The following is a 24,944-nucleotide window of genomic DNA, read 5'->3' on the forward strand; positions in this document are numbered from 1 at the left end:
GCCCGTGCGCCAATGCAGAAAGCCCGCCCCAAGCGAATGGGACGGGCTCTCGATGAAGTGTAGCGGGACTGGCTTTCGCCAGTCACCCAAAAGCCAATCAGGCTTCTGCTTCACCTTCGGCTTCTTCCTTCACGCCACCGGCCGGAGCAACGATCGTTGCAACAGTGAAGTCGCGGTCGGCGATAACCGGGGTCGCGCCCTTCGGCAGCTTGATGTTGGAGATGTGAACGGCGTCGCCGACCTTGAGGCCGGAGAGATCGACGGTCAGGAATTCCGGAATGTCGTTAGCCGAAACGTTGAGTTCGACTTCGTGGCGAACGATGTTCAGAACTCCGCCAGCCTTCAGGCCCGGGGACTTTTCTTCGTTGACGAAGTGAACCGGAACTTCAACGGTAACCTGGCTGTCCTTGGAGACGCGCAGGAAGTCGACATGCATGGTGAAGTCGCGGACCGGATCCAGCTGGTAGTCCTTCGGCAGGACGCGGATCTTTTCGCCGTTGACGTCGATCGTTGCGACGGTGGTCATGAAACCGCCGGCGTGGATCTTCATCGTCACTTCCTTGGTGGAGAGTGCGATGGAAAGGGGGGCCTGCTTGTCACCGTAGATGACAGCCGGGATAAGACCGTTGCGACGAAGTTCACGGGAGGACCCCTTACCAACCCGTTCGCGCGTCTCGGCCTTGAGCTCATAAGTTGCGTGGCTCATGGGTAGACCTTTCTATGTCTAAATCTGGAGAGCTCATCCGGCAGTGCGGATGAACCGAAGCCGCATGGGCTTCATCCGCGTTGCCTCCAAGGGTGTCTACGCGGACGGGGCGGTGCATAGACGAGATCGCCCGCAAATGCAAGCTTTGCCGCGGTTTTAAAGCATGTCGCGCCAAAGTGCACAGCGGATTTGCGGCAACGTCGCGCCGGAGATCAAGTGGGAAGTTGCGGTGCGCTCAAGCCTTTGTCGCGGTGAAGCGCGCGAGCGCCAGCATCAGGCCGCCGGCAATCAGCCCCCAGAATGCGCCGGAAACACCGCCGAAGCTGACGCCGGAGGCTGTCACGAGGAAGGTGATGGCAGCCGCTTCGCGGGTCTTCGCCTCGGTGAAGGCGGCCATGGCGGAACTGGCGAAGGCGCCGACGAGGGCGAGGCCCGCCACCGCCTCGATCAGGATGGAAGGTGCAAGGCTGACGAAGGTGGTGACGACACCTGCGAGCAGGCCGAAGACAATGTAGAAAGCCCCGGCATTGATGGCCGACCAGTAGCGCCGGGCGCGGTCGGGGTGGGAATCGCTGCCGGCGCACATGGCGGCAGTGATCGCGGCCAGATTGACCGCGTGCCCGCCGAAGGGGGCGCTCAGCATGGAAAAGAGGCCCGTAGTTGCAAACAGCGGGCCGGGGGCGGGATGATAGTCGTTGACCTTCAGCACCGCGATGCCGGGAATGTTCTGCGAGGCCATGGTGACGATGAAGAGCGGCAGGGCGATGCTGACCATGGCCGCAACATTGAACTGCGGCGCCACGAATTCCACGGTCGGCACCAGCGCCGAGGATAGAGCCGAGAACGCGCCCGCCGGGATTTCGACGCCGAAGGCGATGACCAGCACGAAGGCGATGAGTGCCGCCGGAACCGCATAGAGCTTGTTGACGCTGCCGACGACGGCCCAGGCGAGAAGAATCGGCAAGCCAAAGAACGGATTGAAGGCGATCGCCTTTACCGGCGCGAAGCAGAGGCTGAGCAGCACGCCGGCAAGCATGGCATTGGCGAGCGGGGCAGGGATGGTCGAGACCAGGCGGCCCAACGGCTTCCAGAGTCCGGCGACGACAACGAGCAACCCGCAGAGGAGAAAGGCGCCGACGGCCGCGTTGAAGCCGCCTTCGACGACGCCGGCACTCGCGAGCAATGCGGCACCCGGCGTCGACCAGGCGATGCTGACCGGCAGCCGCGTTACGGTGCTGATGACGATCGCGCAGACGCCCATCGAAATCGACAGCGCCATCAGCCCCGAGGCGGCCTGCGCTTCGCTGGCGCCGACGCCGGTCAGACCGTGCAGCACGACGGCGAAGGAACTGGCGAAGCCGACGAAGGCGATCAGCAGGCCCATGAAGAGGCTCTGGAGCGAGAAGTCACGAAGCATGGCGGCAACCGGCTGTTGTGGGGTTGAGTCGCGGCGATATGATCCTTTCGCCTATCACATTCGCGCGCGCTGTCGATATCGGCGGCGTGATGCACCGATCAAACTCGCTGACGGGTGCCGCACTCGAACCTTCGTCTGGCTGGACCTTTGCGGAGATCGTTGGCTATAGTGCCGCCCAAGCAGGTGCGCCGTTTGGGAGATCGGTTGCATCCGTCGTCGCCGGTCGACGCTTTCAGGGAGGAAGGCGATGCCTGTCGTCAGGGATCATTCGGAACTTGTCTATCGGGTCGCGCACCAGTCTTCGGCAGCCGCGAGCTCGCCCGTGGCCGCCTCCTGGCGCCGCTGCATGACATTGCACAAGCTTGCTCCGGAGGAAGCGCGCACGCCGCTGCGGCTGCTCGACAGTGAGTTCCACTCCGTGCGCGAGCGTTCGGGTGAACTGCTGGCGGAAGCCGGCATCGAGCTCGACCGCTTGTTTGCCACGGTTGGCAAGGCCGGCTGCTGCCTGCTCCTCACCGACAATGACGGCGTGGCACTGGAGCGGCGCGGAGCGGTCGGCGACGACGCGGATTTTCGCGGCGTCGGGCTCTGGTCGGGAACGGTGTGGAGCGAGGCGAGCGTCGGCACCAATGGCATCGGCACGGCGATTGCCGACGAGCGCGCGGTCGTCATCCAGCGCGACCAGCATTTCCTCAGCAGCAATATCGGCTTGAGCTGCGCGACAGCACCCATCCGCGATCATCGCGGCCGGCTGGCGGCGGCCATCGACATCTCCACTTGCCGCGACGATGCATCCGAGATCACGATGTCGATCCTGTCGCAGGCGGTGCGCGATGCCGCCGCGCGCATCGAGGCCGGCCTCTTCCGTCGTGCCTTCGCCGGTGCGCGGATCGTGCTGGTGCCAGTGGATCGTGCCGGGCCTGCGCTTCTCGCCGTCGACCGCGACGACCTGGTGCTCGGCGCCACGCGTGCGGCACGCCAATGGCTCGATCTCGACGACCGGCGCATCGCTGCCGGGGTTCCGGCCTCCGATCTTCTGAAGGAAGATACGTCAGGCGACGCCGCCGAGCTTCCCGATGCGGAGCGTGCAGCGCTTCGACGTGTGCTTTCGCGCGCCAATGGCAACGTCTCCATGGCGGCGGAACTGCTCGGCATCAGCCGCGCCACGCTTTACCGCAAGATGAAGCGGCTCTCGGTCAACTGATCTCCGATCACAGCGGAGGTGCCCTTCATCCTACCCTTCTCCCCGCAGGTGGGGAGAAGGGACGTGGCCTATCACGGGGAGAAGGTCCCGGCAGGAGGATGAGGGGTGAGCGCTACGCTCTGCTCCCTGCTTGCTGCATTGCAGCATGACCATCGGCGCCAAGCTGTCTCAATTCTGAAACAGTTCTCCGTACCGCCGCTCGCGTGGCTCTATCGAAGACCCGCATTCGACTTCACCTTCCTACACACAGCTCGTTGCTGGTTCTCAGGGAGGAATTGACCATGTTGCATCAGAAGATCATCGAAAGCCCGTTCAAGCAGAAATACGGCAACTTCATCGGCGGCGAATGGCGCGAGCCGGTGGCCGGGCGCTACTTCGACAACACGACACCGGTGACCGGCGGCGTGCTTTGCCAGGTGGCGCGCTCGGATGCCGCCGATATCGAGCTGGCGCTCGACGCCGCCCATGCCGTTCGCGAGAAGTGGGGCCGCACATCTGCCGCCGAGCGTTCCAACATCCTGATGAAGATCGCCGGCCGCATGGAGGACAATCTCGAACTCCTGGCGCGGGCCGAAACCTTCGACAACGGCAAGCCGATTCGCGAGACCATGGCGGCCGATATTCCGCTCGCCATCGATCATTTCCGCTACTTCGCTTCCTGCATTCGCGCACAGGAAGGCTCGATCGGCGAGATCGACCATGACACGGTCGCCTATCACTTCCACGAGCCGCTCGGCGTCGTCGGCCAGATCATCCCCTGGAACTTCCCGATCCTGATGGCTGCCTGGAAGCTGGCGCCGGCGCTTGCCGCCGGTAACTGCGTCGTCCTGAAGCCTGCCGAACAGACGCCGGCCTCGATCCTCGTCTGGGCGGAGCTGATCGGCGATCTGCTGCCGGCCGGCGTGCTCAACATCGTCAACGGCTTCGGCCTTGAAGCCGGCAAGCCGCTTGCGACCAGCCCGCGCATCGCCAAGATCGCCTTTACCGGCGAGACGACGACCGGCCGGCTGATCATGCAATATGCCAGCCAGAACCTCATTCCGGTGACGCTGGAACTTGGCGGCAAGTCGCCGAACATCTTCTTTGCCGACGTGCTCGCCGAAGACGACGACTATTTCGACAAGGCGCTCGAAGGCTTTGCCATGTTCGCGCTCAACCAGGGCGAAGTCTGCACCTGCCCGAGCCGCGCGCTGGTGCAGGAAAGCATCTATGACCGTTTCATGGAGCGGGCGGTGAAACGCGTCGAGGCAATCCGCCAGGGCAATCCGCTCGACAGCGCCACGATGATCGGCGCGCAGGCGTCGAGCGAGCAACTCGAAAAGATCCTCTCCTATATCGATATCGGCCGCCAGGAAGGCGCCGAGGTGCTGATCGGCGGCGGCCGCAACGTGCTTGAGGGCGAGCTGTCGGAAGGCTTTTACGTCAAGCCGACGGTGTTCCGCGGTCACAACAAGATGCGGGTGTTCCAAGAGGAAATCTTCGGACCCGTCGTCTCCGTCACCACCTTCAAGACCGAAGCCGAAGCGCTGGAGATCGCCAATGACACGCTCTATGGCCTCGGTGCCGGTGTCTGGAGCCGCGACGCCAACCGTTGCTACCGCTTCGGCCGCGAGATCCAGGCCGGTCGCGTCTGGACCAATTGCTACCACGCCTATCCGGCCCATGCGGCCTTCGGCGGCTACAAGCAGTCCGGCATCGGCCGCGAGACGCACAAGATGATGCTCGATCACTACCAGCAGACCAAGAACATGCTGGTGAGCTACAGCCCCAAGGCGCTCGGCTTCTTCTGATCGGAATGCCTTCCCCGCCGCCGGGGAAGGCAACAGGAGCCGGAGGGACGGTATTCTCCACCGTCCGTCCGGCTCGATCGGCGGCTGAGGTGTGCTCTCCACCCGCGCCTCAGCCGACCAATGCAATATGTGCGTTCGAACAAGAGGCTTGCCATGTCCATCGACCTGACAGGAACGACCGGGATCAACGAACCCCGCGTGCTGGCGACGGATGCGGCGCTGGCCTTCATCGCCGAAATCCGGCGCGATCACCCCGATATCCTGTTTCACCAGTCCGGTGGCTGCTGCGACGGTTCGTCGCCGATGTGCTATCCGGCCGATGACTACATCGTCGGCGACAATGACGTGAAGCTCGGCGAGATCGGCGGCGTGCCTGTCTATATCAGCGCCAGCCAGTTCGAGGTGTGGAAGCACACGCAACTGATCATCGACGTGGTGCCGGGCAGGGGCGGGATGTTCTCGCTCGACAATGGACGGGAGAAGCGGTTTCTCACCCGATCACGCCTGTTCGGCGGCGGCGAAGCCTGCGCCGTTGCCTTTTGAGGGCGCTGACGCGATCGGCCTATTTCCGTTTCACGTAGATCGAGCCGCCGCCATTCGACTTGCACTCCAGGGACGTGATGCTTTTTATCAATACGCTGAGCTTGTTGAAGCCGTAGTTTCGGTGATCGAAGTCTGGCATACGTTTGTTGAGTACGCTGCCGACCGCTCCGAGGTGAGCCCAGCCGTCATCGCTGGATGTATCTTCGATTGCCGTCAGGATCTCTTTCAAAGGCGGCTTTGTCGGCTTCCTCGAATTGGGCGCACCCTTCGCACCTTCCTCGAGAAGCAGGTCGCAGTAAAAGAAGCGGTCGCAAGATTTCACATAGGGATTGGCCGCTTTCTTTTCCCCGAAGCCGTAGACGGCCAACCCGTCCTCCCGGATACGGCTTGCGAGAGAGGTGAAATCGCTGTCGCTGGAGGCAATGCAAAATCCCTCGATTTGCCGGCGATGCAGGATATCGATCGCGTCGATCGCCAGCTTCAGATCGGTGGCATTCTTGCCCTTTGCCGCGGGTGCGACATGGACCGGCAAGAGCGCATATTCATGGAGCAGCGGCTGCCATGCGGCCATCGCAGCACTGCCAAAATTTCCATAAACACGTTTGATAAAGGCGGTGCCAATCGACGAGGCCTCGCGAATGATAAGCGGCAGAAATTTCGGGCGAACATTCTCAGCATCTATCAAAATCGCCAGGCGATCACGACGCCCCTCGGAGCCAGTCCCCATGCCACCTCTCAATATATGAAATTGCTAAATTAGTCGAAATATGTGGCGCACATCCCTGGCTTGTCAATGCATATAGATTGCAGGTCTAGTTGTGGACGAGACTATCGCCGCTCACGCCCAATCTTCGACGCGAGATCGAGAAGAGCCCGCAGCTTGGGCTGGGTCTGGGCCTTGGCGGGGAAGTAGATGAAGAGGCCCTGCGACGTCGGCAGATAGGCGTCGAGTACCCGTTCGAGGTGGCCGCTTGCGACGGCGTCGCGCACCGAAAGATCCGGAAGGTAGGCAAGCCCGGTGCCGGCCTCGGCCATCTCCACCAGCATCTGAAAATCATTGACGGTGAGGGCGCCCGGAGCATCGACCGAGAAATCGCGTCCCTCGCGCTCGAACTCCCAGCGGTAGATCGTGCCGGATCCCGGATAGCGATAACGGATGGCTTCGTGGCGCGTCAGGTCCTCGGGCGTCAACGGCCGCCCGTGCTTGACGAAATAGGAGGGCGAGCCGACCACGGCCCAGGTGATATCGGGCGTCAGCCGGACGGCAATCATGTCGCGCTCGATCGCTTCGCCGATGCGCATACCCGCATCGAAGCCGTGTTCGGTGATATCGACGGCGGCATCGTCGATGGAGACTTCGACGGAAACGTCCGGATATGCCTGGCGAAAGCGCGGCAGGAGCGGCGCCAGCACCAGAGGGATCGCCATGCGCGGCACGGTCAGCCTGAGATTGCCCATCGGCCGGTCACGAAAATCGCCGAGCAACTCATAGGCGTCCGCGATCTCGGCGGCGGCAGGACGCACGCGCTTAAGAAAGGCGAGGCCCGCCTCGGTGAGCGCGACGCGCCGGGTGGTGCGCACGAAGAGCTGCAGGCCGAGGCGGGCTTCGAGCGCTCTGATCGTCTGGCTGACGGCATTGGGCGTGACGCCGAGGATCGCTGCCGCTGCGGTGAAGCTGCTTGCTTCCGCCACCGCCAGAAACTCCCGTAGTCCTGTGAAAGGATCGTTTGCCATCGCAAGATTATGAAGCAATTCTTCCAAACCTATCAAGGCGGCGGTGATTTTTCGCAGCAATCAACTTTGGCATGGTCGCTGCAACACAAACCTGTTTCGGAGTGGATGGAGAACGACATGCAATATACGACGCTTGGAAACACCGGTCTCGTGGTTTCGCGCCTTGCCTTCGGCGCCATGACCTTCACCGCCGGCGACCGCAGCCTCGGCGCTGTCTACAAGACCGACGCCGAAGCGGCCGATGCCCTGGTCGGGCAGGCGCTGGACGCCGGCATCAATTTCTTCGACACCGCCGACGCCTATGCCTCGGGACAATCGGAACGGATCCTCGGCGACGTGCTCAAGTCCCGCCGCGACGAAGTGGTAATCGCTACCAAGGTCGGTTTCCGCACCGGCACACCGCTCAGCCAGGCCGGTCTTTCACGCCGTCATATCCTCTGGTCGGTGGACGAGAGCCTGAAGCGGCTCGGCACCGACTGGATCGACGCCTATATCGTCCACAAGGAGGATCCGCACACGCCGCTCGAGGAGACGCTTTCCGCGCTCGATGCGGTCGTGCGCTCCGGCAAGGTGCGTTACATCGGCTTTTCGAACTGGTCGGCCTGGAAAGTGGCGGCGGCAGCCGAGATCCAGAAGGCCAACGGGCTGGCGCCCTTCACCCACGGCCAGATGCACTATTCGCTGCTCGGCCGCGACGTGGAGCGTGACGTCATCCCGATGATGCAGCGCTACGGGCTGGGGCTGACCGTCTGGAGCCCGCTCGCCTCGGGCTTCCTTTCGGGCAAGTACACCCGCGACAATCTCGGTGATCCGGACAACCGTTATTCCGGCTTCGACATCCTGCCCTTCGACAAGGAACAGGGCTTCAAGCTGGTGGAGCGCCTGCGCGGGATCGCCGGCGAGCATGGCGCAAGCGTCGCCCAGGTGGCGATTGCCTGGCTCCTGGCGAAGAAGGCGGTAACGAGCGTGCTGCTCGGCGCGTCCAAACCGCACCAACTCAGGGACAATCTCGGTGCGGCGGACCTGGCGCTGACGCAGGCGGAAATTTCGGCGCTCGATGCCGAGACCATGCCGGCGCCTGTTTATCCCAACTGGTTCATCGACAATCTCGTTGACCAGCCGTTGGTGCAGGCACTCGGGAAGTAGCGGCTTTCCGCAACGAAAAACGCCGGCGCTTTGGCACCGGCGTTTTCTGAATTTCGCAAGTTCGGAACGACTCAGTCGAAGAGGCTCGATACCGATTCTTCCTGGCTCGTGCGGCTGATGGCTTCGCCGAGCAGGCCAGCGGTCGAGATCACCCGGATGTTGTGGGCGGACTGGACGGCGGTGGTCGGCTGGATCGAGTCGGTGATGACCAGTTCCTTCAGCATCGACGAGGTGACGCGGGCGACCGCGCCGCCGGAGAGAACGCCGTGGGTGATGTAGGCGGTGACGCTGGTCGCACCGTTCTTCAACAGAGCTTCGGCCGCATTGCAGAGCGTGCCGCCGGAATCGACGATATCGTCGATCAGCAGGCAGTCCTTGCCCTTCACGTCACCGATGACGTTCATGACTTCGGATTCACCCGGACGGTCGCGACGCTTGTCGACGATCGCCAGCAGACAGTCGAGGCGCTTGGCGAGCGCACGGGCGCGAACCACGCCGCCGACATCAGGCGAAACGACCATGACGTTCTTGAGATCGTAGTTTTCCTTGACGTCGCGCGCCAGGATCGGGATCGCATAGAGGTTATCGGTCGGGATATCGAAGAAGCCCTGAATCTGGCCGGCGTGAAGATCGAGCGTCAGCACGCGGTCGGCGCCGGCTTCGGTAATCAGATTGGAGACGAGCTTGGCCGAAATCGGCGTGCGCGGACCAGGTTTACGGTCCTGGCGGGCATAGCCGAAATAGGGAAGCACGGCGGTGATGCGGCGAGCGGAAGAGCGGCGCACCGCGTCGATCATGATGAGCAGTTCCATCAGGTGATCGTTGGTGGGGAAAGATGTCGACTGGATGATGAACACATCCTCGCCGCGCACGTTTTCGCCGATCTCGACGAAGATCTCCTGATCGGCGAAACGGCGTACCGTCGCTTTGCCGAGAGGCAGGTTGAGATAGTTGCAGATCGCTTCGGCCAGCAGCCGGTTCGAATTACCTGCGAAAACCTTCATTGACGGACCGCCTTGAGCTGGCGCGGTCACCGTCCGGTACTTTTCCGGTAGCGGTGTGTTCCGCGCAGATTCCGAGAGCCATTCCAATCGCGGTCATTCTTTGCGGATGGCCGCCGTTCAGAGCTGATCGGCCGCTTTTTAGCGAGACTGAACTTGAATGCAAGGGGAATGCTGCGCCGCGAAGGCCAATATCCTAAAAACTTTGTGTCAACCGGCCTGAGATTGTCGCCATTCGAGGTAGGCGTTGATGGTTTTCGTCGCGATTCCCTGCATGGTTGTCGCCGGCACTCCGCTCCACAAGTCCGTGCCGGCACCGGGAACCGAGTCCTGCCCCTGGATGCGATGCAGGCGATTGCCGCTGCCGTCGAGCACATCCCAGACATAGACGACCGTCGTCTTGTCGCCGTCCTTCAGCGTCGAGAAGTACCCCTTGAGGATGTGTTCGCTACTGGCATCGCCAGAGCCCTTGATCGTCAAGCCGTGCGCGCGCGCTTCGGCACCCAGCTGTTTGGAGAGCGGGGTCACCGCCTGGACCGGCGCGCCGATGATCGGCAGGAAGCGGATCGTGCCGCTGGTGGCGGCACTTGCCTTCGGCAGCGATGCGACGCTCGGCTGGGTCTGGACGGTTTCGGCCGCAGCCGCCGTCTGCTGGACCGGTGTGTGCTGAACTGGAGCCTGTTCGACCGGTGCCTGGCGGCTCTCGATCGTGTTCTGGACCGGCGCTGAGCCGGCGGCAAGTCGGCTTGCCTGTCCCTCGAAGGTGCCGGCCGGATCCGTATAGGTCGCGTCGCCAGTGGCATAGGCAGTCGGCGTGTTCGACGGAGGCGAGTAGGCGGTGGTCTGGCTGACCGGTTCGCGCTGCACCGGCGCCATTGCCGTCTGCGTCGACATGGCGTCGAGGTCGGATTGCGTTACCGGTGGCGAGCGGAAGGTTCCCCCGCCGACGTCAACCTGTGGCGTCAGCATCTCGGTGCTGTTGCAGCCGGCCAGGGCAATGGCGAGGCCAAAAGCTACGATGGGCGTGGTGAGCTTTCGCATTTTCAAACCGTCCGTCCGTTTCTTCGCGGCAGTTTCCTGAAACGTCTCCTGTCGTCTGCCAGTACGAACGCAAGTCTAGGCGGATTTCCCTAAGCAGAAATGAAGTCCAGGCCATAGCGCGAGAGCGCACGGGGGGTATCCGTCGTCGTGAGGTAGGTCTGGCCGAGGGTCATGGCGGTGCCGCTGTCGGAATCCATGATGATCATGTGCACGAACAGCGACATGTTCGGCTCGATCTCCTGCGGGTTGCCGATGTGGAACATCTGGTGCTCCATCCAGGAGGGCGAGAAGCGGGCGCCGAGAGAATAGCCGCAGGCATTCAGGCGGTGACGGGCAAGGCCGCGCTCGTCCATGATCTTCGCATGCATGTCGAAGACCGTGCCGAAGGTGTTGCCGGGACGAAGCACCATCTCGATCGCCTGGATCGTCTCGCGGCAGGCGCTGTAGAGTTCGCGGTGACGGTTGGTCGGCTCGCCGACGACGACGGTGCGCATCATCGCCGCATGGTAATGGGCGCTGACGCCGGCCCATTCGAGGGTGAGCTGGTCCTGGCTGTCGAGCACGCGGCGCCCGGACTTGTAGCGGCAGAGCAGCGCGTCGGCGCCGGAGCCGATGATGAATTCGTTGGCAGGGTAGTCGCCGCCGCCGGCCAGGATCTTGCCCTGCATGGCGGCGAGGATGTCGGCTTCGTTGCCGCCCGGACGGATCAGCGGCAGCGCGGCATCGAGCGCATCGTCGGCAAGGCTTGCGGCCTTCTCGACATAGGCGATCTCGGCGTCGCTCTTGATCAGCCGCAGGCGGCTGACGAGATACGAGGCGTCGATCAGCTCGCCGAAGGTCTGGAGTTGGCGGTCGAGCAGGCGGGCGACGCGGCCAGTCATGCCGTGAGTGTCGTATTCGACGCCGATGCGGCAGCCGAGCAGGTCGAGTTCGCTCAACAGGTTCTTGAGATCCAGGGTCGGATCGGCGTTGGCCCGGTCCACCCAGATTTCGATGCGCTCGATGTTGGAAGTGTGGCGCGCCTGGCGCAGGTCGGCCGAGCGCGTCAGCAGAACCAGCGAGCCGTCCTTCTTCACGACCAGCGTCTGGAAGAAGCAGTAGCCGAAGGTGTCGTAGCCCGTCAGCCAGTACATGCTCTCCTGGGCGAAGAGCAGCACCGCATCCAGCTTCTCCTCGCGCATCTTCTCCGTCAGCCGCTCGAGGCGGCCTGCATATTCTTCCTGGGCAAATTGAAGCGCCATGTCAGGTCCCCCGTATGCAAATGGCGGAAATCTGCCGGCCGTAATCCGGCTCCTGCCTGTGGGTCGTCCGACGGTAGGAGAAGAAGCGCTCCTCGTCGGCATAGGTGCAGATATCGAGATTTTCGGCGGTTACGCCGGCTTTGGTCAACCGCCGGATGGTGAAACCCGGCAGATCGAACATCGCGTGGCCGTCATGCTCGGACGGTCTGAAGTAGGATGCATAGCTGTTATCCGATGAGACGAAACGCTCGACGAATTCGGCGCCGACCTCGTAGTTGCGGCGGCTGATCGACGGGCCAAGGCAGGCGACGATGCGGTCGCGCCGGGCACCGAGCGAGACCATCGCGTCGATGGTGCTTTCCAGGACGCCGCCGAGCGCGCCCTTCCAGCCGGCATGGGCCGCGCCGATGACATTGGCTTGGGCATCGGCAAAGAGAATGGGGCCGCAATCGGCGGTCAAAACGCCGAGCACGATGCCCGGCGTCGCCGTCACCAGCGCGTCTGCTTCGGCGCGGGTACCGTCATAGGTCTCATCGACGATGACGGCGTCTGGAGAATGGACCTGATGCAACGTCGCCAGCCGCTCCAGCGGCGCGCCGAACCAGCCCGCGACGCGGGTGCGGTTCTCGTTGACATGGGCTCTTTCGTCCTTCGAGCCAAGGCCGACATTAAGGCCGCGATAGAGCCCTTCGGAAACGCCGCCCTGGCGGGTGAAATAACCATGGGCGATTGCCGGCCCGGCCTTCTCGCCGAATAGCGAGCTTTGCACGGGAGAAAGCGCGGCGTCATGCTGCATCGGTATATTTGCCTTTGCTTTATGAAGAAATTCAATGGGTTTGGGGGCGCGCTCCGGCCCGGCGAATGACGGCTGATTTGCCGGCGCGATGTTGACCCGCGATGGCTGGGCTGTCAATTCCCGAACGGCACGGGGCCGTCCGGGAAGGGCTCAGGCCTTCGGTTTGCGGAAAGGCGAAAGCGGCACCGGCGGGCTGCTGACGGCCAGAACCTTGAAGAGTTCGCCCATCTTTCCGGCGCCTGCGCCGGCAAGCCTTTCCACGTCCTGGCGAATGCCTTCTTGCGTCAGTACGTCCTTGTCGCGGCCAAGTGCCGCGGCGCGGTCCAGAAGACCAAGTCCAACAAGAAAATCGCCCTGGTGCGCAAGGCCGTTGATCTGTACGTCGTCGGTCTTGGCGCGGCGGGCCAGTTGCTCGAAATCGACATGGCTGGTGAGGTCGGCCCGGCCTGGGCTTGCGAGAGGCGGATCATATTCGTGATCGCGGACGGCCTGCAGCGTGTCGCCATAGCCGGTGGCGAGGTGGCCGTAATCGATGATCACCGCGGTGCCGCCGCTGATCTTCAGCCGCTCGCAAAGCGCGGACATGACGGCGTCGCGGGCAGGGGCGATCTCGAAGATCGTGCCCTCGGCCACACCTTGGGCCGGCGTCGGCAAGAGGTCCGGGTCGATGCCGGCGACGCCGGCGGCAAAAGTGAGGTCGCCATTGGCGTCAAGGCCGACCATGCGCTCGCGGAACCCTTGCGTGGTGCGCACGAATTGCCGGATCGGAATGGCATCGAACAGCTCGTTGGCGGCAAGCAGCAGGAAGCCTTCGGGCAAGGTCTCGAAGCTTGCGTGCCATTCGACCTTGTTGCCATGGGCGGCAAGGGTCTCGGACTGGACCTTGCGCAGGCGTTCGCTTGTTTCGACGAGGTGCACGCCAGCGGATGCGTAGAGCTCCGGTGCAAGGCGACGCACCACCCGCAACATGTCAGCCATCATCGTGCCGCGGCCGGGGCCGATTTCGGCGATGACAGCGCCCTCGGGCTTGCCGTGCTGCTGCCAGGCGTGGACGAGGAAGACGCCGATCATCTCACCGAAAAGCTGGCTGATTTCCGGCGCCGTGGTGAAGTCGCCCTCTTTGCCGAAGGGTTCGTGAACGCGGTAGTAGCCGTGCTCCGGATCCGCCAGGCAAAGAGAGAAGTAGTCGGTGACGCTGATCGGCCCGTGAGCCTTGATCAGCGCCTTGATCTTGTCCGCAAGTGGTGTCGTCATGCCTTCGTCCAGTTAGCGGGAGGCGGCCGGAAGCCGCACGCCCTTGCCTTATCCGCTCTCAGGCGGCTGCGCGCCGCGCCCGGGCAATCGCCCAGATGCCGGCGAGTGCCATCGGCAACGAAAGCACCATGCCCATCGTCAGCCAGCCACCGACAAGATAGCCGATCTGCGCGTCCGGTTCGCGGAAGAATTCGACGAAAATGCGGCTCAGGGCATAGCCGAGCACGAAGATGCCGGTGACGAGGCCCGGGGATTTCAACGCCTTGCGACGATAGATGAACCAGGCGAGTACGGCGAGCAGGACGAGGCCCTCAAGGGCCGCTTCGTAGAGCTGGCTCGGGTGGCGGGCGAAGGGGCCGCCGGTCGGGAAGACGATTGCCCAGGGCATCGAGGAGAGACGGCCCCAGAGCTCGCCATTGATGAAATTGGCGATGCGGCCGAAGAAAAGGCCGATCGGGACGACAGCCGCGACGATATCGAACAGGCTCCAGAGAACGATGCCGTTGCGCCGGGCGAAGATGATCATGGCGAGCGTCGTGCCAAGGAAGCCGCCGTGGAACGACATGCCGCCGTTCCAGATTTCCAACGCGCGGATCGGATTGGCGAGCACCGAGCCGAGATCATAGAAGAGGATGTAACCGATGCGGCCGCCGAGCACGATGCCGCCGGCTGCCCAAAGCAGGAAGTCGTCAAGTTGCTGCAGCGTGACCGCAGGCGTCTCGTTGCGCCAGAGCGCATTGTTCATCGCCAGGCGCCGTGCGTAGAACCAGCCGATCAGGATGCCCGCCACATAGGCGAGCCCGTACCAATGCACGGCGAGAGGCCCGATCTGGAAAATGACGGGGTCGATTTCGGGGAAGGGAAGGATGGCGAGACGGGTCGCTAGAGTTTCCAAGATATGTTCTCGTACCTATTGCGCGTGCAGGGGCCGGTTGTTTCGGCGGAACATGGCGACCGATTTTCACCGGGTCAAGGCGCCGATGCCCGTGCCGCGCACACAGGGCCGTGATTTGGCACGTGATTTTCCTTGCATCCGCACGCCGCTGACCCTACCTGAAATTCATGACCGCATCGCAATGCGAGGCGATGGCTGAAATGGAGATCGCGACGATGAGCACAGGCGCCAACCGCATTCTGGATGACTTTGCCAAGATGATGACCGATGCCGCAGGTGCCGCCCAAGGCGTGCGCCGCGAGGTCGAGACAGCCTTCCGTGCGCAGGCCGAACGGGCGCTGAACTCGCTCGACGTGGTCAAGCGCGAGGAATTCGAGATGGTCAAGGAAATGGCCATCAAGGCGCGTGAGGAAAATGATGCGCTGCTCGCCCGCATAGAGGCTTTGGAAGCGCGCATCGCTGCGACCGGCAAGTAACGCGATTCCGCCGAAATAACGGTATTTCAGCGTTTTTACTTCGCCCGCGAACTGGTTTCGCGGGCGTTTTGCTGTCGTTAATCCTGGCTCGATTGAAACGGCGTTAAGGCTGGTTAATAAAACCTGAAAAGTTTTCCACCTGTGGACACTGCCAAAAAACCCTTATGGCAGAGTCAGTTAAGCTTGGGCGCTTCATCCAAATGACAACGTGGACGCGATTCATCCCGGCTATTTTTCGGCCCGGGGGCTGGCAGCCTGACTCCGCCATTATACACTGATTTTAAATGATGATTCGAAACGAACCACGCAAGCTCCGGGCAGGGTAAGTCAGCCAGGATGGATGTGAGTTCAGCAATCATAATGTGTTTGTAATCGGTGTTGGGTTTGCAGCGTTGCGTCTTGTGAGCGTGATGATGCATGTCTGCGCCACACCTATGCAGGGTGATGAATGAGCCTTTTGGAAATGGAAGTCGAGCGCCAATCCAACCCGGTCGATATGATCGAGTTCGTGGCTGCAAATAACGACTGGTCGTTCGAACGATCCGGCGAAGATGAAATCGCCATGACGGTCGAAGGCAAGTGGGCGGACTACCACGTTTCCTTCTCCTGGATGGAGGAGTTCGAAGCCCTGCACCTTGCCTGCGCCTTCGATATCAAGGTCTCCGAAAGCCGGGTCAACGAAGTTATCCGTCTGCTCTCCCACATCAACGGGCAGGTGCTGATGGGCCACTTCGATCTGTGGCGCCAGGAGGAAGTGGTAATCTTCCGCCAGTCGCTGCTGCTCGCCGGCGGCGCCGAGCCCACCAACCAGCAGGTTGAAGTTCTGCTTTCGAGCGCACTCGACGCTTGCGAATCCTATTACCAGGCGTTTCAATTCGTCGTCTGGTCCGGCATGGACGCGCAGCGCGCCGTCGATGCGGTCCTGTTCGAAACGGTTGGAGAGGCTTGATCATGGCGAATGCCGCTTCCGGTCCCATCGTGCTCGTCGGCGCCGGCAATATGGGCGGCGCCATGCTTTCCGGCTGGCTGAAGAGTGGTGTGAGGGGTGCCGACGTGCTAGTCGTCGATCCCGGTCCGCCGCCGGCCATGGCCAAGCTCATTGCCGACAATGGCGTGACGCATGCGACCCAGGCGCCGTCCGGTGTCGCGGCCGGCGTGATCTTCCTTGCGGTCAAGCCGCAGGTGATGGACGTCGTGCTGCCGCCGCTGAAGCCGCTGGTCGGTCCGAACACGGTCATCGTCTCGGTCGCGGCCGGCAAGACGCTTGCCTTCATCGAGACGCATCTGGGCGCTGCCGCCACGGTTCGCGCCATGCCGAACACGCCGGCGATGATCGGCCGCGGTGTCACGGGTGCCTTTGCCAATGCGCGCGTCAGCGATGCGCAGCGCAGCCAGGTCAACGATCTCCTGAAGGTCAGCGGTCCGGTCGAATGGGTCAGGACCGAAGCCGAGATCGATGCTGTGACGGCTGTTTCCGGCAGCGGTCCGGCCTATGTCTTCTACCTCGTCGAGTGCATGGCGGAGGCGGGCCGCAAGGCCGGTCTCGAGGCGGACCTCGCCATGCGGCTTGCGCGGGAAACCGTCGCGGGGGCTGGCGAATTGTTGCACCAGTCCCCCGACGAAGCGGCGCGGTTGCGTCAGAACGTAACCTCTCCCGGCGGCACGACCGCTGCAGCGCTCTCCGTGCTGATGGCCGACGACGGCATGCAGCCGCTGTTCGACAAGGCGATCGCGGCGGCGCGCAAGCGGGCGGAAGAACTGGCGGGCTGAGCCCGCGACACCGCCGCGCTATCGCAGCGTCGGCGTGGTGATTGCCTTAGGGCGTGCATGTGCGGGAGACACCCGCACATGCGTCGCGCTCTTGCCGCGATTTCCGATTGAGCAGAAACCTCCAGATCACACCGATTGCCCGGTGGATCGCGTCAGCAATGGCCGCGCTGCGCTGACGCCGCGCCCAGGAATGAAGCTGGTAACTCGCCGGCCTGTCGTACCGCTGCTCATCCATTTCCATCACTCCTCACGCTTTGCTGTCTGAGTTGCATCTCAAGCTACGGCCTGTCGGTGAGCGCGATAATCCATGATAAATTCCGTTCATCTGTGACAATATGGAATAGATAGGATGGATAGGCAGGAAGCCATGGCGGTGTTTCTCTCCGTCGTCGAGGAGGGCGACTTCTCTGCGGCCGCGCGGCGGCTGCGCATGACGCCCTCGGCGGTCAGCAAGATCATCGGCCGACTGGAGACGCGTCTCGGCGTGCGTCTGCTGCAGCGATCGACGCGCAGCATCAGCCTCACCAGCGAAGGCGGTGCCTATGCGGAGTCAGCCCGCCGGATCCTCGGCGACATCGAGGACGCCGAGTTTGCGATCCAGCCGGGCGCCGAGCCGCGCGGGCGTTTGCGGGTGAGTCTGCCGAGCGCCTTCGGACATCGCCTGATCGTGCCCATGCTGCCTGATTTCATAGCTCGGTTCCCAGAGATCGATCTGGAGCTCGATTTCAGCGACGCGATCGCCGACCTCATGAACGGCGACGCGGATGTCGCCATACGGGTGGCGGCGCAAAGCGACAGCACGCTGGTGGTGCGGCGCCTGGCATCGAACCGCCGCGTCATCTGTGCAGCACCGGGATATCTCGAAAGACACGGCGTTCCCAAGACGCCCGACGACCTTCAACGGCACGCCTGCCTTGCCATCACCGCCCATGGCGGCCTGAATGTCTGGGAGTTCCAGGATGGCAACGGCCGGCATGCGATCCGCGTTCGCGGTTCCGTCGAGGCCAACAGCACGGAGGCTTTGAGGCGGCTCGCGCTCGCAGGCATTGGGATCGTGCGGCTCTCCGAGATACTGGTCGGTGGTGACATCAGGGCGGGCCTGCTGGTGCCGCTGCTGACCGATTGGAATTATGCAGAGGCGGAACCGATCACCGTCGTCTACCCGCACCGACGTTTCCTGCCGCCGCGCGTGCGCGTCTTCGTCGATTTCCTGGCCGAGCAATTCGCACGCCGCCCCTGGGAGGAGGCCAGATTTCACGGGGCGCCCGCCGATGCCGGCGTGCTTCCGGAATCTCCGCCGATGCTTTAAGCCCGGCGGCAGCGACTTTTCACAAAGGGAATTGTAATGGGCGAGACTATTGAATTTTCTGATTTCGAGCGCGTCGACATTCGCGTGGGCACGATCGTCGAGGCTGAGCCTTTTCCCGAAGCACGCAAGCCTGCGTTCAAGCTGAAAATCGATTTCGGCCCGGAGATCGGCATAAAAAAGTCATCAGCCCAAATCACGGTGCACTATCGCCCGGAAGATCTCGTCGGGCGGCAGGTGCTGGGCGTGGTCAATTTTCCACCGCGCCAGATCGGGCCTGTCCGCTCCGAAGTGCTGACCCTGGGCTTTGAAGACGAGGCCGGCGCGATCGTGCTGGCTGCCACCGAACGGCCGGTCCCCAACGGCAAAAAACTGATGTGATCCCGATGAACATTGCATTCGAAGTGATCCCCGAGCGTGTCAAGGTTTCCTGCCTGTGGCGCGCCGCCGATGCCGCGCGCGATTGGCGCGCGAGCCACGTGCTCTCGCTGCTCGATCCGGAACTGCCGGATGCCAACGTTCCCGTCATTGCTGACGCAAGCCACCGGATCGTGCGCATGCGCGATCAGGAGAACCCGACCGCTACCCAGCATTTCCCCGATCTGGTGCTGGACGTGTTCGAGACGATGCGCCCTGCGGCCGAGGATGCTTCGAGCCGCATCCTCGTTCATTGCCACGCAGGGGTCAGCCGTTCCACTGCCTTTGCCTATGGACTGATCGCCCACCAGCTCGGCGCCGGCCGTGAGGACGAGGCGTTCCGGGCGCTGCTGACGATCACCCGCAAGCCCTGGCCGAACCGGCGGATCATCGAAATCCTCGATGCAGCGCTTGGCCGCGAAGGTCGGCTGCTCGCCCCGCTCGACATCATGCGCGCACGCCATCCGCGACGCATCGACGCCTGGCATCGCTTTAACGAACGGCGCGGCCTGACGTCGATCTATCAGCGCTAACGCTTACTGGTCTGCCAGCAGCGCCTCCGCGTAGCGCTTGAGCGAACGATTGTAGCGGGGGAGGTGGCGCGACAGGCTGCCGAGGGCAAGTGCGGCTGCTTCTTGCGCGCGACCGACGTCGACCAGGCACAGGGCCAGGAACGCGGCGACCGCATCGTCGAGTTCATCCGAGTGTTGGGCCTGTTCGGCGCTCAGCAATGCAATGCCTTCGTCAGCGCGGCCGAGATTGCGCAGAGTGCTGGCGAGCTGGATCGCGGCGCGCCGGCGGCGAATGCCCGTGAGACCGTTTTGCAGCGCCTGCCGATACAGCGGCTCGGCTTGCGTCTCATGGCCGGTTGAATCCTGCGCCGAAGCCCGTTCGAACAGGCCGATGGCGTGATCCGCCGGAAGTTCAGCTGCGAGCGCCTCGATCCGGGCGATGAAGGTTTCGCTGTCGACGGTGTCAAAGGTAGCCCAGAGCTCGGCCAGCCGTCTTTCCCAGCCGTTCCAATCGATAACGTTCGCCACAGCGCATTCCCTCAGCCTGGTCTCCTGCGAGCAGTCACCCGTCAATGCGAGAAGGTCAAGCCGGCACGCGCACCGTTGCACGCAGGCCGCCGAATGGGCTGTCGCCGAGAGTGACGTTGCCGCCATGGCTGCGGGCGATGTCGCGGGCGATCGCCAGACCAAGCCCGGTGCCGGAACTGTCGAGATTGCGCGCCTCGTCGAGACGGAAGAACGGCTTGAACACGTCCTCGCGCGATCGTTCGGGAATGCCCGGACCATCATCGTCGACGGTGATGGTCAGCCACTTGGCACTGTGGCGCGCATCGATGCGGACGGTGTTGGCGTAGCGATAGGCGTTCGAGGCGATGTTGGCGACGAGGCGGGTGAAGGCGTTCGGTCGGACGCGGATCTCGTCTTCGCCCTCAATGGATGTGGTCAGGGTCTTGCCGAGCAGTTCGGCCTCCGCAGCGAGCCGGGTCATCAGGTCGCTGAGTTTCAGCTGGCCGACATCTTCCTCCGCTTCGCTGCGGGCGAAGGCAAGGTACCCTTCCAGCATGTTCTGCATATCCTCGACGTCCTGGTTCAGGCCTTCGAGATCCGGGTTGTTGCCGGCGAGCGCCAGTTGCAGCTTGAAGCGGGTAAGAATGGTTCGAAGATCATGGCTGACGCCGGTCAGCATCGCCGTGCGCTGCTCGATCTGGCGCTCAATGCGCTCGCGCATGAGGATGAAGGCGAGGCCGGCACGGCGGATCTCGTCGGCACCGCGCGGCGCGAAGTCGTCGATCTTCTGGCCCTTGCCGAAACTTTCGGCCGCTTTGGTCAGCGCCAGGATCGGCCGGATCTGGCCGCGCAGGAACAGGATCGCGATCGTCAGGAGCACCAGCGATGCGGCCACCATCCAGACGAGGAAGATGTGGGTGTTGGAGGCATAGGCCTGGTTGCGTCGGGCATAGACCCGCAGGATGCGGCCATCGTCGAGCTTGATGCGGATCTCGACGAGCTTGGAGTTGCCGACCGTATCGATCCAGAAGGGGCGGCGGACCTGGTTGGAGATCTCTTCGCCGAGGATCTGGTCGAGGATCTCGAAGAACGGGCTTGGCCGTGGCGGCGGCAGTTCGCCGGGCGGTTCGACGGAAATACTGAGATCGAGCTGATCGCGGGCGATGCGGATGATCTCGGCAATGTTGCGGTCGTCGGGGAAGGTATCGATGAGATCGACGATCGCGGCGATGTCGCCGGTGACGGCGGCCGAAAGGCGCTGCGTCACCAATTGCCAGTGGCGCTCCATGAAGATGAAGGCGACGACCGATTGCAGCAGCACCATCGGGATGATGACGATGAGCAGCGAACGGGCGTAAAGACCCATGGGCAGGCGGCGGCGAAGCCAACGCGTGAAGCGCCTCCAGGCATTGTCGCTGGAGCCTGCCGCTCCGCGCTCTATGCCATCAAAGCTTGCCATGGGACGCCGTGCTCATCGAAAGGGCTGCCATCTCAGTCCACGCTCAACCGGTAGCCGATACCACGCACCGTCTGTAGCCAGACGGGATTGGACGGATCGTCCTCGATCTTGCGCCGGAGGCGATTGATCTGCACGTCGATCGTGCGTTCGCCGACCTCGGCATCGTCGCCGATCAGCTCGTGGCGCGGAATGGTCTCGCCGGCGCGCTGCGAAAAGAGCGTCATGATCTCCTGCTCGCGGTCGGTGAGGCGAATGTGATCGGCGCCGCGCCTGAGTTCCTTGCGCACCACCGAGAAGGTGTAGGGACCGAAGATCACCTGGTCGACCTTGGGCGTCTGGGCGGGCTGGTTGCGGCGCAGGATATTGTTGATGCGCAGCACCAGTTCGCGCGGTTCGAAAGGCTTCGACAGATAGTCATCCGCGCCAGCCTCGAGACCTTCGATGCGGGAATTGGATTCCGCCAGTGCCGTCAGCATCAGGATCGGCACGGTCTTGATCTGCCGGAGGCTATGGGTCAGCGAGATGCCGCTTTCGCCCGGCATCATCACGTCGACGATCAGAAGATCGAAATCGAGGCCGACGAGCTTGCGCCGCGCCTCGTCCGCGTCCGACGCGGTCGTTACCCGAAATCCCTGGTCGACCAGATAGCGGTTAAGGAGGTCGCGGATGCGTCGGTCGTCGTCAACGACCAGAAGGTGAGCCGCATCGTCCGAGACAGTCGTTTTTGTCGTCATTCCACGCTTCCCAAGTTCCAGGCTCCGCGCCGGCTGCCGGCGGTGGGGCCTCGTGTCAGTCTGCGGCATTCTTCATTCCGGCGAGAAAGCGTTTGACCGTCTCCCGCGCGCCCGGACCCGTTCTTGCCAATGCATCCGCTATGCGGCGGGACTGTGGCTCGGCCAGTGCACGCGCGAGCGCCTGACCTTCCTCGGTTGTATAGAGCATCCGCTGGCGCCGGTCTTCAGGGCCGGTCTCCTGGCGGATATAGCCTGAGTCGATCAATTGCTTGAGCACGCGGGCAAGGCTCTGCTTGGTGATCTTCAGCGTGTCCAGAAGGTTGGCGACGGTCATGCCGGGCTCGCGGTCGACGAAGTGGACGACCCGGTGATGCGCCCGCCCGAAGCCGCTCTTTTCCAGGATGGCGTCGGGATCGGAGGTGAAGTCGCGATAGGCGAAGAAGAGCAGCTCGATGATCTCGAAATCGATCGTGTCATCATCGGCGGCGGCATCGGTGAGATACCGGGTGTTCTCTTTGGATTGGCCGGCCACGCGGTCATTTCCTTTCAGCCTGATTGCAACTTGCGAAACATTCGGAAAAATACGTCAGCTTTGTTGACATATTTTTACCGCACCATTAGCGTCCTTGCTCGGTAAGCGAGACATTTGGCGTTGGCAACACCTTGAAAGGATATGCCGCGCCGTTCCGATCGCAAATCCAAAATCACGAAATTGAATTTTCCCTCAATCAGTTTGCCGATAAACTGAAAGCAGGACGATAATCAACTAAGAATGGCGCACATGCGCCGGAGGATGACACCATGGCAGCGGTTCCTTTTGATCAGTTGGACGGAGAGATCTGGTTCAACGGCGAGTTCGTGGCATGGAAGGACGCCAAGGTACACGTGCTGACCCACGGGCTGCACTATGCGAGCGCGGTCTTCGAGGGCGAGCGCGCCTATGGCGGACGTATCTTCAAGCTGAACGAACACAACCAGCGCCTTCATCAGTCGGCCGATATCCTCGGCTTCAAGATTCCCTATTCGGTGGAAGAACTGGATGCTGCGAGCGTCGAGCTCCTGAAGCGCCAGGGATTTTCCGAAGCCTATGTGCGGCCGATCGCCTGGCGTGGCAGCGAAAGCATGGGCGTTTCGGCGCAGAACAACCGCATCAACGTCGCCATCGCCATCTGGCAGTGGGGCAGCTACTTCAATCCGGCCGAGAAGCTGAAAGGTATCCGTCTCGATATCGCCGAATATCGCCGCCCGGATCCGCAGACAGCACCTTCGAAGTCCAAGGCCGCCGGTCTCTACATGATCTGCACCATCTCCAAGCACGCGGCGGAAGCCAAGGGCTATGCGGATGCGATGATGCTCGACTATCGCGGCCGCGTGGCCGAAGCGACGGGCGCCAACATCTTCTTCGTCAAGGACGGCGTCATCCATACGCCGGTTCCGGATTGCTTCCTCGACGGCATCACCCGCCGCACGGTCATCGAGCTTGCCAAGCGCCGCGGCTACGAGGTCGTTGAGCGGGCGATCATGCCGGAAGAGCTGTCCGGCTTCAGCGAATGCTTCCTGACCGGCTCTGCTGCCGAAGTGACGCCGGTTTCGGAAATCGGCCCCTACCGCTTCACGCCGGCGACGATCTGCGAAACGCTGATGAACGACTACATGAAGGAAGTCTATCCGGTTGCCGCAGCGGCCGAGTGACTCTATAGGGAAGTTTTCGAATGCAGAAAAGGCGGCCTCCGGCCGCCTTTTGTCTTGCTACGGATATGATCGTGGGATGGGTCAGGCTGCCTTGCCGAGGAACTGCCCGACAATGCCGCTGAGCACGCCGCCGCCAACGAGGCTGCCGATGGCTTGCATCGCAAGGCCGGTTGCGGCTGCTTCGCCACCGAGCATCTGAATGAGGAACCCTCCGCCCAGGCCGCCGATTGCGCCGACGATGGTCCGCGCGACGACACTGAATGCTTGCTGCTTCAACACTGCGCTGGCCGCGTTACCGCCGGCCGCCCCCGCGATCAATTGGGTAATGATAGGCATTAATGCTTCCATTGATCCCTCCGTGTCGTGGCTCGTCGTGGACGGGCCACTAAAAGCCGATGAGCCGGCACCGATAGGTTGAAGCCTATTCTGATTTATTGTCAATTTGAACGAAATGGCAGCCGGAGGGCCGGATCTTAGCCTATTGAAATGGTTCGCTTTCAACCGGAGGCCGAGCCCGGCGGGACGGGGGAGGAGGGTTCGCCGCAGTGTTGGGACCGAACGGTTCTCTGTCTTTTCCCGATGAAATGGGATGATTCGCGCATGCGCCAGACGGCGTGGAGGATCGCAGAAACAGCAGGCTCCGGCGACCTCGGGGTCGCCGGAGTGTCGAGTTCTATCGGTAAACGTAGACGATGCGTCGCGTCGCCGGCTCGACCAGCACGGGCTGGCCGTTGATGCTGACATAGTCGTAGCTATAGTCAGGCACGCGCTGGACCGCGACCGTCTGCGGAAGTTCGGCCCCGACCACGACTTCGCCGTCGAGATAGACGGTGTCGCCAGGGTTGGACGTGATGTAGGTGCGCACATTGTCCGGCGGCACGATCGGATCGACCTCTTCGACGGGGCCGATCAATTCGTCGCCGCTACTGACGATCACAGGATCGTTCGGCTGCGCCTCATAGGTGACGGCGGGAATAGCCAGGTCGGCCCGACGTTCCTGAACCACGACGGCGGAACCGTCGAAGTCGGTCGTCAGATATTGCGCATAGACCCAGCCACGCACGCCATTGATATCGATCCGGCACCATTTGCTGCCTTCGATGCAGCCATCGATGACCGCGGTGCTACCGCGCGTCGCCAGGCCGACTGTAGGATATTGGGGGCCCGGACCCGTGCGGATGTTGAGGTCCGTGACTGTCGTTGCGGTCATGGCTGCAAAGGCGGCCGGCATGCCGACCGTCAACACCAAACCCGCGGCCGCAGCGGCTCGCAACAGGGGGCGGGTAAGCTTCACCATCATCTT

At 62.7% G+C, this 24,944-nt stretch carries 27 protein-coding genes; 11 read left to right on the forward strand and 16 right to left on the reverse strand.

Annotated elements, in window-relative coordinates:
* Nucleotides 1–97 precede the first annotated feature (97 nt).
* Entirely contained in the window at nucleotides 98–706 is a 609-nt protein-coding gene (locus AB4Z53_RS22290) for a 50S ribosomal protein L25/general stress protein Ctc (protein WP_113535475.1), read from the reverse strand.
* A gap of 235 nt (nucleotides 707–941) precedes the next feature.
* On the reverse strand, nucleotides 942–2,123 hold the full coding sequence (locus AB4Z53_RS22295) for a benzoate/H(+) symporter BenE family transporter (RefSeq protein ID WP_441597739.1): 1,182 nt from the start codon (nucleotides 2,121–2,123) through the stop codon (nucleotides 942–944).
* 247 nt (nucleotides 2,124–2,370) lie between these two features.
* Between AB4Z53_RS22295 and AB4Z53_RS22300 the strand changes: the two genes are divergently transcribed.
* From AB4Z53_RS22300 to AB4Z53_RS22310, 3 genes are all read left to right on the forward strand, one after another.
* On the forward strand, nucleotides 2,371–3,327 hold the full coding sequence (locus AB4Z53_RS22300; RefSeq protein ID WP_113535473.1) for a helix-turn-helix domain-containing protein: 957 nt from the start codon (nucleotides 2,371–2,373) through the stop codon (nucleotides 3,325–3,327).
* A 281-nt stretch (nucleotides 3,328–3,608) separates the two neighbouring features.
* Nucleotides 3,609–5,117 carry an aldehyde dehydrogenase gene (adh, locus tag AB4Z53_RS22305; protein ID WP_441597740.1) on the forward strand — a complete coding sequence of 503 codons (1,509 nt, stop codon included), beginning with the start codon at nucleotides 3,609–3,611 and terminating at the stop codon, nucleotides 5,115–5,117.
* A 153-nt stretch (nucleotides 5,118–5,270) separates the two neighbouring features.
* The gene (locus AB4Z53_RS22310) at nucleotides 5,271–5,660 is read left to right on the forward strand and encodes a DUF779 domain-containing protein (protein ID WP_113535667.1); all 390 of its coding nucleotides are present in this window, start codon (nucleotides 5,271–5,273) and stop codon (nucleotides 5,658–5,660) included.
* Nucleotides 5,661–5,679: 19 nt separating this feature from the next.
* Here the strand turns inward: AB4Z53_RS22310 and AB4Z53_RS22315 are convergent, their stop codons facing one another.
* Complete coding sequence (locus AB4Z53_RS22315) at nucleotides 5,680–6,387, reverse strand: NYN domain-containing protein (protein ID WP_441597741.1); 708 nt, start codon at nucleotides 6,385–6,387, stop codon at nucleotides 5,680–5,682.
* A gap of 101 nt (nucleotides 6,388–6,488) precedes the next feature.
* Nucleotides 6,489–7,394, reverse strand: a complete 906-nt coding sequence (locus AB4Z53_RS22320; protein ID WP_441597742.1) for a LysR family transcriptional regulator — start codon at nucleotides 7,392–7,394, stop codon at nucleotides 6,489–6,491.
* A gap of 117 nt (nucleotides 7,395–7,511) precedes the next feature.
* Here AB4Z53_RS22320 and AB4Z53_RS22325 point away from each other — a divergent pair, with 117 nt between their 5' ends.
* A complete protein-coding gene (locus AB4Z53_RS22325) occupies nucleotides 7,512–8,540 on the forward strand; it encodes an aldo/keto reductase (protein WP_113535666.1) in 1,029 nt (342 codons plus the stop codon).
* Nucleotides 8,541–8,611: 71 nt separating this feature from the next.
* Here the strand turns inward: AB4Z53_RS22325 and AB4Z53_RS22330 are convergent, their stop codons facing one another.
* The 6 genes from AB4Z53_RS22330 to lgt all read right to left on the reverse strand — a co-directional run bounded on the left by AB4Z53_RS22330 (nucleotide 8,612) and on the right by lgt (nucleotide 14,768).
* The gene (locus AB4Z53_RS22330) at nucleotides 8,612–9,544 is read right to left on the reverse strand and encodes a ribose-phosphate pyrophosphokinase (protein ID WP_034788749.1); all 933 of its coding nucleotides are present in this window, start codon (nucleotides 9,542–9,544) and stop codon (nucleotides 8,612–8,614) included.
* Nucleotides 9,545–9,751: 207 nt separating this feature from the next.
* On the reverse strand, nucleotides 9,752–10,582 hold the full coding sequence (locus AB4Z53_RS22335; protein WP_441597743.1) for a hypothetical protein: 831 nt from the start codon (nucleotides 10,580–10,582) through the stop codon (nucleotides 9,752–9,754).
* Nucleotides 10,583–10,671: 89 nt separating this feature from the next.
* Nucleotides 10,672–11,823, reverse strand: coding sequence for a M24 family metallopeptidase (locus tag AB4Z53_RS22340; RefSeq protein WP_223725107.1), 1,152 nt, complete (start codon nucleotides 11,821–11,823; stop codon nucleotides 10,672–10,674).
* A gap of 1 nt (nucleotide 11,824) precedes the next feature.
* Nucleotides 11,825–12,619: a peptidoglycan editing factor PgeF gene (gene pgeF / locus AB4Z53_RS22345; RefSeq protein WP_441597744.1), complete on the reverse strand. Its 795-nt coding sequence runs from the start codon at nucleotides 12,617–12,619 to the stop codon at nucleotides 11,825–11,827.
* A gap of 150 nt (nucleotides 12,620–12,769) precedes the next feature.
* A complete protein-coding gene (locus AB4Z53_RS22350) occupies nucleotides 12,770–13,873 on the reverse strand; it encodes a class I SAM-dependent methyltransferase (protein ID WP_441597745.1) in 1,104 nt (367 codons plus the stop codon).
* A 58-nt stretch (nucleotides 13,874–13,931) separates the two neighbouring features.
* The gene (gene lgt / locus AB4Z53_RS22355) at nucleotides 13,932–14,768 is read right to left on the reverse strand and encodes a prolipoprotein diacylglyceryl transferase (protein ID WP_113535465.1); all 837 of its coding nucleotides are present in this window, start codon (nucleotides 14,766–14,768) and stop codon (nucleotides 13,932–13,934) included.
* 215 nt (nucleotides 14,769–14,983) lie between these two features.
* Between lgt and AB4Z53_RS22360 the strand changes: the two genes are divergently transcribed.
* The 6 genes from AB4Z53_RS22360 to AB4Z53_RS22385 all read left to right on the forward strand — a co-directional run bounded on the left by AB4Z53_RS22360 (nucleotide 14,984) and on the right by AB4Z53_RS22385 (nucleotide 19,270).
* Entirely contained in the window at nucleotides 14,984–15,244 is a 261-nt protein-coding gene (locus AB4Z53_RS22360) for an accessory factor UbiK family protein (protein WP_113535665.1), read from the forward strand.
* A gap of 448 nt (nucleotides 15,245–15,692) precedes the next feature.
* Nucleotides 15,693–16,193: a YbjN domain-containing protein gene (locus AB4Z53_RS22365; RefSeq protein ID WP_034788736.1), complete on the forward strand. Its 501-nt coding sequence runs from the start codon at nucleotides 15,693–15,695 to the stop codon at nucleotides 16,191–16,193.
* 2 nt (nucleotides 16,194–16,195) lie between these two features.
* Nucleotides 16,196–17,014, forward strand: a complete 819-nt coding sequence (proC, locus tag AB4Z53_RS22370) for a pyrroline-5-carboxylate reductase (protein ID WP_441597746.1) — start codon at nucleotides 16,196–16,198, stop codon at nucleotides 17,012–17,014.
* A 349-nt stretch (nucleotides 17,015–17,363) separates the two neighbouring features.
* Nucleotides 17,364–18,323, forward strand: a complete 960-nt coding sequence (locus tag AB4Z53_RS22375; RefSeq protein WP_441597747.1) for a LysR family transcriptional regulator — start codon at nucleotides 17,364–17,366, stop codon at nucleotides 18,321–18,323.
* 36 nt (nucleotides 18,324–18,359) lie between these two features.
* On the forward strand, nucleotides 18,360–18,701 hold the full coding sequence (locus tag AB4Z53_RS22380) for a tRNA-binding protein (RefSeq protein ID WP_113535462.1): 342 nt from the start codon (nucleotides 18,360–18,362) through the stop codon (nucleotides 18,699–18,701).
* Nucleotides 18,702–18,706: 5 nt separating this feature from the next.
* Nucleotides 18,707–19,270 carry a protein-tyrosine phosphatase family protein gene (locus AB4Z53_RS22385; protein ID WP_113535664.1) on the forward strand — a complete coding sequence of 188 codons (564 nt, stop codon included), beginning with the start codon at nucleotides 18,707–18,709 and terminating at the stop codon, nucleotides 19,268–19,270.
* A 3-nt stretch (nucleotides 19,271–19,273) separates the two neighbouring features.
* Here the strand turns inward: AB4Z53_RS22385 and AB4Z53_RS22390 are convergent, their stop codons facing one another.
* From AB4Z53_RS22390 to AB4Z53_RS22405, 4 genes are read right to left on the reverse strand one after another with little or no spacing between them, the layout of a single operon-like run.
* Nucleotides 19,274–19,777, reverse strand: a complete 504-nt coding sequence (locus AB4Z53_RS22390; protein WP_441597748.1) for a tetratricopeptide repeat protein — start codon at nucleotides 19,775–19,777, stop codon at nucleotides 19,274–19,276.
* Nucleotides 19,778–19,832: 55 nt separating this feature from the next.
* Complete coding sequence (locus tag AB4Z53_RS22395) at nucleotides 19,833–21,215, reverse strand: ATP-binding protein (protein ID WP_291151884.1); 1,383 nt, start codon at nucleotides 21,213–21,215, stop codon at nucleotides 19,833–19,835.
* Between the two features lie 32 nt (nucleotides 21,216–21,247).
* Nucleotides 21,248–21,949: a response regulator gene (locus AB4Z53_RS22400; RefSeq protein WP_441597749.1), complete on the reverse strand. Its 702-nt coding sequence runs from the start codon at nucleotides 21,947–21,949 to the stop codon at nucleotides 21,248–21,250.
* Between the two features lie 55 nt (nucleotides 21,950–22,004).
* A complete protein-coding gene (locus AB4Z53_RS22405; RefSeq protein ID WP_113535458.1) occupies nucleotides 22,005–22,481 on the reverse strand; it encodes a MarR family winged helix-turn-helix transcriptional regulator in 477 nt (158 codons plus the stop codon).
* 269 nt (nucleotides 22,482–22,750) lie between these two features.
* On the opposite strand from AB4Z53_RS22405, the gene AB4Z53_RS22410 reads away from it, so the two are divergent.
* Complete coding sequence (locus AB4Z53_RS22410; RefSeq protein ID WP_223725097.1) at nucleotides 22,751–23,641, forward strand: branched-chain amino acid aminotransferase; 891 nt, start codon at nucleotides 22,751–22,753, stop codon at nucleotides 23,639–23,641.
* An 81-nt stretch (nucleotides 23,642–23,722) separates the two neighbouring features.
* On the opposite strand, the gene AB4Z53_RS22415 is transcribed toward AB4Z53_RS22410, so the two are convergent.
* Complete coding sequence (locus tag AB4Z53_RS22415) at nucleotides 23,723–23,989, reverse strand: hypothetical protein (RefSeq protein ID WP_113535456.1); 267 nt, start codon at nucleotides 23,987–23,989, stop codon at nucleotides 23,723–23,725.
* Nucleotides 23,990–24,314: 325 nt separating this feature from the next.
* The gene (locus AB4Z53_RS22420; RefSeq protein ID WP_441597750.1) at nucleotides 24,315–24,938 is read right to left on the reverse strand and encodes a DUF1236 domain-containing protein; all 624 of its coding nucleotides are present in this window, start codon (nucleotides 24,936–24,938) and stop codon (nucleotides 24,315–24,317) included.
* Between the last annotated feature and the right edge of the window lie 6 nt (nucleotides 24,939–24,944).

It is taken from the genome of Ensifer sp. 2TAB8, from assembly GCF_052115125.1.
Taxonomy (GTDB): Bacteria; Pseudomonadota; Alphaproteobacteria; order Rhizobiales; family Rhizobiaceae; genus Ensifer.

Excerpts from the sequence above, each read along its gene's own strand:
- AB4Z53_RS22295 (WP_441597739.1), bottom strand. The coding sequence starts at position 2,123 with ATGCTTCGTGACTTCTCGCTCCAGAGCCTCTTCATGGGCCTGCTGATC.
- proC (WP_441597746.1), top strand. The coding sequence starts at position 16,196 with ATGGCGAATGCCGCTTCCGGTCCCATCGTGCTCGTCGGCGCCGGCAAT.
- AB4Z53_RS22400 (WP_441597749.1), bottom strand. The coding sequence starts at position 21,949 with ATGACGACAAAAACGACTGTCTCGGACGATGCGGCTCACCTTCTGGTC.
- AB4Z53_RS22335 (WP_441597743.1), bottom strand. The coding sequence starts at position 10,582 with ATGCGAAAGCTCACCACGCCCATCGTAGCTTTTGGCCTCGCCATTGCC.
- AB4Z53_RS22395 (WP_291151884.1), bottom strand. The coding sequence starts at position 21,215 with ATGGCAAGCTTTGATGGCATAGAGCGCGGAGCGGCAGGCTCCAGCGAC.
- AB4Z53_RS22315 (WP_441597741.1), bottom strand. The coding sequence starts at position 6,387 with ATGGGGACTGGCTCCGAGGGGCGTCGTGATCGCCTGGCGATTTTGATA.
- AB4Z53_RS22385 (WP_113535664.1), top strand. The coding sequence starts at position 18,707 with ATGAACATTGCATTCGAAGTGATCCCCGAGCGTGTCAAGGTTTCCTGC.
- pgeF (WP_441597744.1), bottom strand. The coding sequence starts at position 12,619 with ATGCAGCATGACGCCGCGCTTTCTCCCGTGCAAAGCTCGCTATTCGGC.
- AB4Z53_RS22365 (WP_034788736.1), top strand. The coding sequence starts at position 15,693 with ATGAGCCTTTTGGAAATGGAAGTCGAGCGCCAATCCAACCCGGTCGAT.
- AB4Z53_RS22415 (WP_113535456.1), bottom strand. The coding sequence starts at position 23,989 with ATGGAAGCATTAATGCCTATCATTACCCAATTGATCGCGGGGGCGGCC.
- AB4Z53_RS22300 (WP_113535473.1), top strand. The coding sequence starts at position 2,371 with ATGCCTGTCGTCAGGGATCATTCGGAACTTGTCTATCGGGTCGCGCAC.
- AB4Z53_RS22350 (WP_441597745.1), bottom strand. The coding sequence starts at position 13,873 with ATGACGACACCACTTGCGGACAAGATCAAGGCGCTGATCAAGGCTCAC.
- AB4Z53_RS22310 (WP_113535667.1), top strand. The coding sequence starts at position 5,271 with ATGTCCATCGACCTGACAGGAACGACCGGGATCAACGAACCCCGCGTG.
- AB4Z53_RS22320 (WP_441597742.1), bottom strand. The coding sequence starts at position 7,394 with ATGGCAAACGATCCTTTCACAGGACTACGGGAGTTTCTGGCGGTGGCG.
- AB4Z53_RS22410 (WP_223725097.1), top strand. The coding sequence starts at position 22,751 with ATGGCAGCGGTTCCTTTTGATCAGTTGGACGGAGAGATCTGGTTCAAC.
- AB4Z53_RS22325 (WP_113535666.1), top strand. The coding sequence starts at position 7,512 with ATGCAATATACGACGCTTGGAAACACCGGTCTCGTGGTTTCGCGCCTT.
- AB4Z53_RS22375 (WP_441597747.1), top strand. The coding sequence starts at position 17,364 with ATGGATAGGCAGGAAGCCATGGCGGTGTTTCTCTCCGTCGTCGAGGAG.
- AB4Z53_RS22380 (WP_113535462.1), top strand. The coding sequence starts at position 18,360 with ATGGGCGAGACTATTGAATTTTCTGATTTCGAGCGCGTCGACATTCGC.
- AB4Z53_RS22340 (WP_223725107.1), bottom strand. The coding sequence starts at position 11,823 with ATGGCGCTTCAATTTGCCCAGGAAGAATATGCAGGCCGCCTCGAGCGG.
- AB4Z53_RS22360 (WP_113535665.1), top strand. The coding sequence starts at position 14,984 with ATGAGCACAGGCGCCAACCGCATTCTGGATGACTTTGCCAAGATGATG.
- AB4Z53_RS22290 (WP_113535475.1), bottom strand. The coding sequence starts at position 706 with ATGAGCCACGCAACTTATGAGCTCAAGGCCGAGACGCGCGAACGGGTT.
- AB4Z53_RS22420 (WP_441597750.1), bottom strand. The coding sequence starts at position 24,938 with ATGGTGAAGCTTACCCGCCCCCTGTTGCGAGCCGCTGCGGCCGCGGGT.
- adh (WP_441597740.1), top strand. The coding sequence starts at position 3,609 with ATGTTGCATCAGAAGATCATCGAAAGCCCGTTCAAGCAGAAATACGGC.
- AB4Z53_RS22330 (WP_034788749.1), bottom strand. The coding sequence starts at position 9,544 with ATGAAGGTTTTCGCAGGTAATTCGAACCGGCTGCTGGCCGAAGCGATC.